The 6,090-nt window shown below is 74.1% G+C and carries 7 protein-coding genes; 3 read left to right on the top strand and 4 right to left on the bottom strand.

The genetic code is table 11. The annotated features are described in order from the left end of the window. From QZX64_RS10285 to QZX64_RS10275, 3 genes are all read left to right on the top strand, one after another. On the top strand, positions 1-1,750 hold a 1,750-nt coding region (locus QZX64_RS10285), incomplete at its 5' end, for an SCO7613 C-terminal domain-containing membrane protein (RefSeq protein ID WP_295659207.1). Between the two features lie 92 nt (positions 1,751-1,842). Continuing rightward, entirely contained in the window at positions 1,843-2,472 is a 630-nt protein-coding gene (locus QZX64_RS10280; protein WP_295659204.1) for a bifunctional 2-polyprenyl-6-hydroxyphenol methylase/3-demethylubiquinol 3-O-methyltransferase UbiG, read from the top strand. Between the two features lie 35 nt (positions 2,473-2,507). Then, entirely contained in the window at positions 2,508-3,431 is a 924-nt protein-coding gene (locus QZX64_RS10275) for a DUF5996 family protein (protein ID WP_295659201.1), read from the top strand. Between the two features lie 86 nt (positions 3,432-3,517). Here the strand turns inward: QZX64_RS10275 and QZX64_RS10270 are convergent, their stop codons facing one another. From QZX64_RS10270 to QZX64_RS10255, 4 genes are all read right to left on the bottom strand, one after another. Then, positions 3,518-3,739, bottom strand: a complete 222-nt coding sequence (locus QZX64_RS10270) for a hypothetical protein (RefSeq protein WP_295659198.1) — start codon at positions 3,737-3,739, stop codon at positions 3,518-3,520. A 78-nt stretch (positions 3,740-3,817) separates the two neighbouring features. Then, a complete protein-coding gene (locus QZX64_RS10265; protein ID WP_295659195.1) occupies positions 3,818-5,023 on the bottom strand; it encodes a DUF480 domain-containing protein in 1,206 nt (401 codons plus the stop codon). Between the two features lie 117 nt (positions 5,024-5,140). After that, positions 5,141-5,785 carry a hypothetical protein gene (locus tag QZX64_RS10260; protein WP_295659191.1) on the bottom strand — a complete coding sequence of 215 codons (645 nt, stop codon included), beginning with the start codon at positions 5,783-5,785 and terminating at the stop codon, positions 5,141-5,143. After that, a partial coding sequence (locus QZX64_RS10255; RefSeq protein WP_295659188.1) for a sigma-70 family RNA polymerase sigma factor occupies positions 5,778-6,090 on the bottom strand: 313 nt, incomplete at its 5' end. The genes QZX64_RS10255 and QZX64_RS10260, both read right to left, overlap by 8 nt.

The following is a 6,090-nucleotide window of genomic DNA, read 5'->3' as shown; positions in this document are numbered from 1 at the left end:
CGGCTCGGCAGTCGCCACCAGGCGTCGCCTGCATGCTGCCGCCGAAACCGCCGCAGTGGTCGCGACGGGGCTGCTCACCCTCGACCTCGCCGCCGCCCACTGGCTCGACCTCGCGGGTCTTGGCCACCTCGCCACCGACGCGTACTGGGCCGGCGCCGGGCTCCTCGGCGGCGTCCTGCTGCTCGGCTTCGACCGACTCGTGCCCCGGACGCACGACGGTGCCGCGCTGCGACGGGTGCTCGTCCACCGGCCCGCCGCGACGTCGATGCTCGCGGTCGCCGGGTGGTCGGCCGTCGCCGCGGCGGATCCCGCTCCGGTCGCGCTCTGCGGGCTGGCCCTGCTGCTCGCCGTCGGCAGCGGTGCCGGCGCGTGGGCGGCGTACCGGCTCGACCACGCGGCGCCGGCGCTGCGCGTCTCGTGGTCCAGCGTGCCGCTGCTGGTGTCGGCGGTCGTCGCGCTGGCCACGCACGTGCTCACCGGGCTCGGCGTGGGGTACGGCCCCGGCTCGTCGGTCCTGGAGGCGTACGGCGCCGCCGCGCTGCTCCTCGTCGTGCCGGTCGCGGCGCTGCTCCTCGGTGACAGGGTCGCGGGGCTCCTGTGGCCGGCCGCAGTCGCGTGGCTGGTGCCGGTGGTGGGCATCCCGCTGCTGGACGCGCCCCGGCTCGTCGTCGTCGCCGTCTCGGTGGTCCTGGGTGCGGTGCTGGCCGTGGCCGCCGTACGCCGGGTGCTCCCCGACCGCCCGTGGGCCACAGCCGTGACCGCCGTGGCGTGGGCAGCGCAGCCCGCTCTCCTCCTCCTCGTGCTCGCGCTGTCGGAGGAGGGCGCGAGCACCGGCCGGCTGCTGGCGGCCGGCGTGACCGACGCGCCGCCGGCGGGCTGGCTGCTCCCCGTGGTGCCGGCGCTCGCCTGGTCGCTGCCGGCCGTGATCGCCGCGGTGCGTGCCCGGTCGCTCCTGTGGGTGGCGCTCGCCGAGACCGCCGTGGCCGCCACCGCGTTCACCGCGCTGCGCGACTCCGAGGCCGTCGTCTGGTGGCCCGTCGCCCTGGTGCTGGTCGCCGGCAACGCGGCCGTCGGCTCCACGTGCGCCCGGGCCCGCGGCAGCCACCGTGGGGTGGAGGGAGCCGCCCTCGGCTTCGGGACGCTCTGGGCCGTGACGGCCGTGCTGGCCGCCGGCGAGGCGCCGTACCAGCTGGCGGCGGTGCTGGTGACGCTCGGCGTGGTGACCCTGGCGTACGCCGCGTCGCCCGGTCGGCTGCCGGTCGCCTACCTGGGCTCGCTGACCGTCTCGGCCGGGCTCTGGGTCCTCCAGTGGGAGGCGGACGTGACGACCGTGGAGGCCTTCACGGCGCCGCTGGTGGTGCTGCTGGCAGGGATCGGTCGGGTGCAGTGGTCGCGCGACCACCGCCTGCCGACGTTCCTGACCGCCGGGCCGGCGCTGTCCGCGGCTCTCGTCCCCTCCACGATGCTCGCCGTCGCGGAGGGGAGCGCCGTGCGGCTGGCGGTCGTCACCGCCGCCGCCGTCGTGGTGCTCGGCACCGGCCTCCTGAGGTCCTGGCAGGCGCCGGTCACCGTGGGCGGCGTGGTGCTGGTGGTCGTGGCGATCACCCAGGGCGGGCCTCTGGCGTCGTACGTGCCGGGCTGGGCCGTCATGGGCGCCTCCGGAGCTGCCCTCCTGGCAGCCGGCGTCGCCTGGGAGCGGGCGGTGCTCGCGGGACGACGCGCGAACGCGTGGTACGGCACCCTCCGCTGAGGGCGGTCGCTCCGAGGGTTTGCCGTTCCCGCAACACAGGTTGCGTGACGACCACCCGGGGCACACCCTGGTCGGGACGACGAGGGGGTCGGATGACGCACGGGTTCGACAAGCACTACTGGGAGTCGCACTGGGAGCAGGCGCCGGGCGCTGGGCACGAGCCGGCACCGCACCCGTACCTGGCGCGCGAGACGCACGACCTGCTGCCCGGTACGGCGCTGGACGCCGGCTGCGGGGAGGGAGCGGAGGCCGTCTGGCTCGCTGCCGCCGGGTGGCAGGTCACCGCGGCCGACATCTCCTCCGAGGCGCTCGCCCGCGCCCGGGCCCGCGCGGCCGGCCACCCGGCCGGCGACGTGATCACCTGGGTGGAGGCCGACCTCGGCGCCTGGCAGCCCGAGGAGCGCTTCGACCTCGTGGCCACCCACTACGCCCACCCGGCCATGCCGCAGCTGCGGTTCTACGGCCGGCTGGCCGGCTGGGTCGCTCCCGGTGGCACGCTGCTGGTCGTCGGGCACCTGCGCGGGCACGGACCGGGGGACGGGCACCCGCCGGAGGAGGCGACGGCGGACGCCGCGGGCATCACGGCGGTGCTGGACCCGAGCGCCTGGGAGGTCGTCACCGCGTCCGAGCACGAGCGCCCGGTGGTGCGGGGTGACCGGACGTCCGTCCTGCACGACGTGGTCGTGCGCGCCAGGCGCCGTACCCGACTCGATCCGGGGTAGCGGGGTGGTGCCGCGTCCGGGTGGATGGCGGCATCATGAGCACCATGTCCGGCGCCCCGCTCCCACCGATGCCGCTCGAGCCGTGGATCGAGACCAAGGAGACGCTGCACCGCTTCCTGCAGGTGGTGGGGAAGGTCAAGCTGGACCAGGCCCCACCTCGCAACCACTGGTGGCACGTGCCCTTCCACCTGACCGGTCGCGGCATCACCACGCGGCCCATGGGCCGGGAGCTGATCTTCTGCATCGACCTCGACTTCCTGGACCACCGGCTCGCGGTGACGACGGTGCGCGGTCCGTCGAGGTCCTTCTCCCTGGAGGGGCTCTCGGTCGCCGCGTTCCACGAGCGCCTGTTCACGGCGCTGCGGGAGGTGGGGATCGATGCCGCCATCCGGCCCGTGCCGTTCGACCTCACCGACCGCACGCCCTTCCCCGAGGACCATGCGCACGCGACGTACGTGCCGGAGCAGGTCACCCGCTACTGGCAGGTGCTGAGCGCAGCGGGCCTCCTGCTGGAGGAGTTCGCCGGTCGCTGCTACGCCAAGACGAGCCCGGTCCACCACTTCTGGCACACCTTCGACCTCGCCGTGACCCGCTTCTCCGACAAGCGGGTCGTCCACGGCCCCGACGTCGACCCGGTCACGCGCGAGGCGTACTCGCACGAGGTGGTGAGCTCCGGCTTCTGGTTCGGTGACCAGACCTTCCCCGAGCCGGCCTTCTACTCCTACACGTCCCCGGAGCCCGAGGGCCTCGCGGAGGAGCCCCTGCTCCCTGCGCAGGGGCGGTGGGTCACGCGAGGAGCGAGTCACCTCGCCGTGCTCCCCTACGAGGTCGTGCGGACCTCACCGGATCCTCGCGCGACGGTGCTGACGTTCCTGGAGAGCGCGTACGCCGCCGGGGCGTCCCGGGCCGGGTGGGACGTCGATGCATTGCGGAGCGATGACGCACCGGACCTCACCTGAGCTGCGCCTCGTCGAGGCAGCCCCCCAAGGACGCCGCTGAGCGCCGCCGCCCGGTGCTGCGCCGCCGCCTCGCCTGACCCTGACGGTCATCCACGCTGCTCGAGCGCTTCCAGGCGCCCGGTGACCTCAGCCATCTCGTCGTACATCGCGGCGAACCCGCCCAGCAGCTCGTACTGCGACACCGGCGCGTCGTCCGCGCCGCTGAACAGCTGGCCCTGCTCGGGCTCCTTCGTGGGCTTGGTCTGGCGCTGCTGCGCCGCGCGCAGGTTCTCCGCCATCTCACGCAGCTGCTCGCTCGACCTGGCCATGCCGTGCCTCCAAGGATCTCGGGACCTGTCCACCAACGGTGACCACCCACCCTGCAGGCACTCCCGTGCCATGCACAGCTAGTCGGGCTTGCGACCCACGACGTAGAGACGATCGGTGGTCTCACCCCGCCCGGTGGCCGGTCCGCGCACGTACCACTCGAGCTCGAGGAGGCCCGCGGCCTCGACCGTCCGAACCACCTCCACCGGATCGTGCAGCACCAGGTCGAGGTCGACCGCGTGGCCGAGCCACTCGCCGAGGTGGCGGACCTCGCTGCCGGCGTGCAGGGCGAGGACCAGCCAGCCTCCGGGTGCGAGCGGGCGGGCCAGGGCTGCGACCGCGTCGGGCAGCTCGGAGGCGGCGAGGTGGATGAGGGAGTACCACCCCAGCACCGCCGCCCACCCCGAGCTCGTGGGGGGACGGCTCAGCCGACGCAGGTCGCCGACCTCGAAGGTCGGTGCCGGGAAGCGCCGGCGGGCCTCGGCCACCATGGCGGGCGACAGGTCGATCCCCGTCGCGGCGGCCCCGCGGTCGGCCAGGTACGCCGTGACGTGCCCGGGACCCGAGCCGACCTCCACCACCGGCCCTCCGGCCGCACGGGCGGCCACCCGGTCCAGCAGCCAGGTCTCGAAGGGCAGCCCTTCCAGCTCGTCGACGAGGTGGTCGGCATAGGCGGTCGCCACGGTGTCGTAGGAGGAGCGGACGCGCCCGTCGCGCACCTCCGCGCCCCCGGCGATCACGGCGTCGCGATCGACCGGCACCGCACCGGTGGCCTGCTGAGGGACCGGGCCGAGGAGGTGGATCCACCGGTGATCCTGCTGGCCGGGTCGTCGTGGCAGCTCGCGGACCAGCGGCTCGGGGCGTGCCGCCATCCGGGCCAGGCACGCCTCGACCTCCCCGCGACCGGCGAAGCCGCGCAACCGCTCCGTCCGCGTGCGCAGCTCCCCCGGCGACTGCTCGCCCCGGAGCAGGAGCACCGTGAGGAGTGCCCCCTCATCGGGCTCGAGGCCGAGGCTCTCATCGAGGACCTGGTGGTACTTCAGCGTCCGTCGGCCGGTGGAGGCCCACACGATCCGCACCAGCCCCCGGTCCTTGAGCGCGCGGGCGGCCTGCTCGACGGTCTGCAGGTCCAGGTCGACGACGGGGTCGCGGTTGTTCGACTGGTTGCAGGCGGAGCGGAGGGCGTTCCCGCTGAGGGGGTAGGACGCCGGCACCGTCGTCTGCTTCTCCAGCAGGGCACCCAGGATGCGCTGCTCGGTGGCGTCCAGAACGGGGAGCTCGCTCACGGCTACGACCCTAGGTCCTCCGCCTGCCCCCGCGCTCGCACGACAGGAGGAACGGCGCCTGTCTCGGCTGTACGCGGTCCTGGACCACAGCCGGTAGGGAGGCTCACCTCGAGACGGTCACGATGAAGGCGAGGTGCGGGCGTACGTGCCCAACAGGTAGTGGGCGACGTACGGGGTGGGAGCGACGACTCGGATGGCAACGTCGCAGTCAGCGCAGGTGACCCCGACCCACGCATCCCTGGGATACGTCGCGGCCTCGCTGCGGCGAGGCTGTCGAACCGCGTGGGACTCGAGGTCATGGCCGCGGCGGGGGCCGAGGAATTGCACGCCATAGCCCACAGCAGGATCGCTGCACGGGGCTGACGCAGGCTCCCCAGGACGCTCGACGACCGGCACGCCCAGGAGCGGCCCGCGTTCGCACCATGCGGACAGCGCCCCCGCGTCCCAGGTGTTGGGCACGTGGATGCTCACCCCGCGCCACTGCTCGACGTGCCACCCTGCCGGCGGATCGAGTTCGCCGCTGGTCCTGGGCCATTCGCCGGATGCGGGCGGAGCCTCATCGGGGGGAGAGCCACCGTCGACGAGGGTGGCGACCCCCAGTCCCGCGGCGAGCACGACGGCCACGCCCAGGCCCAGGACCCGGTGTCGTCGGCGTGCCGCTGCGCGTGTGCGCGCGGCGGTCGCGAGGTCCGTGCCCGACGCGCCAACGGCACTGCCGAACTCGAGGGCTTCGCGCAGCCGTGTCTCCAGCATGTCAGCCACGCTCTTCACCTAGTTCCTCACGTAGCAGGGCCAACGCGCGGGAGACGCTCGACCGGACGGTCCCCTCCCGCACTCCCATGTATGCCGCGATCTCGGCGTAGTCCAGCTGCTCGTAGTAGCGCAGCACCACGGCCGTCCGTTGCGACACCGACAACGACCGGCAGGCCAGCCACAGCCGCCGGCGCTCATCTGCACCCATGCCGGAGTCGGGACCCGGTGTGGAGCCCTGGAAGGGGGGATCGGCCACCGGCACCTCCCGGCGCCGGGTCCTGCGCCACAGGGAGACATGGGCATTGACGATTCCA

This window comes from uncultured Nocardioides sp. (assembly GCF_902805925.1).
GTDB lineage: Bacteria > Actinomycetota > Actinomycetes > Propionibacteriales > Nocardioidaceae > Nocardioides.
The sequence above is the reverse complement of the archived record's forward strand: the minus strand, read 5'-3'. Positions and strand labels throughout refer to the sequence as shown.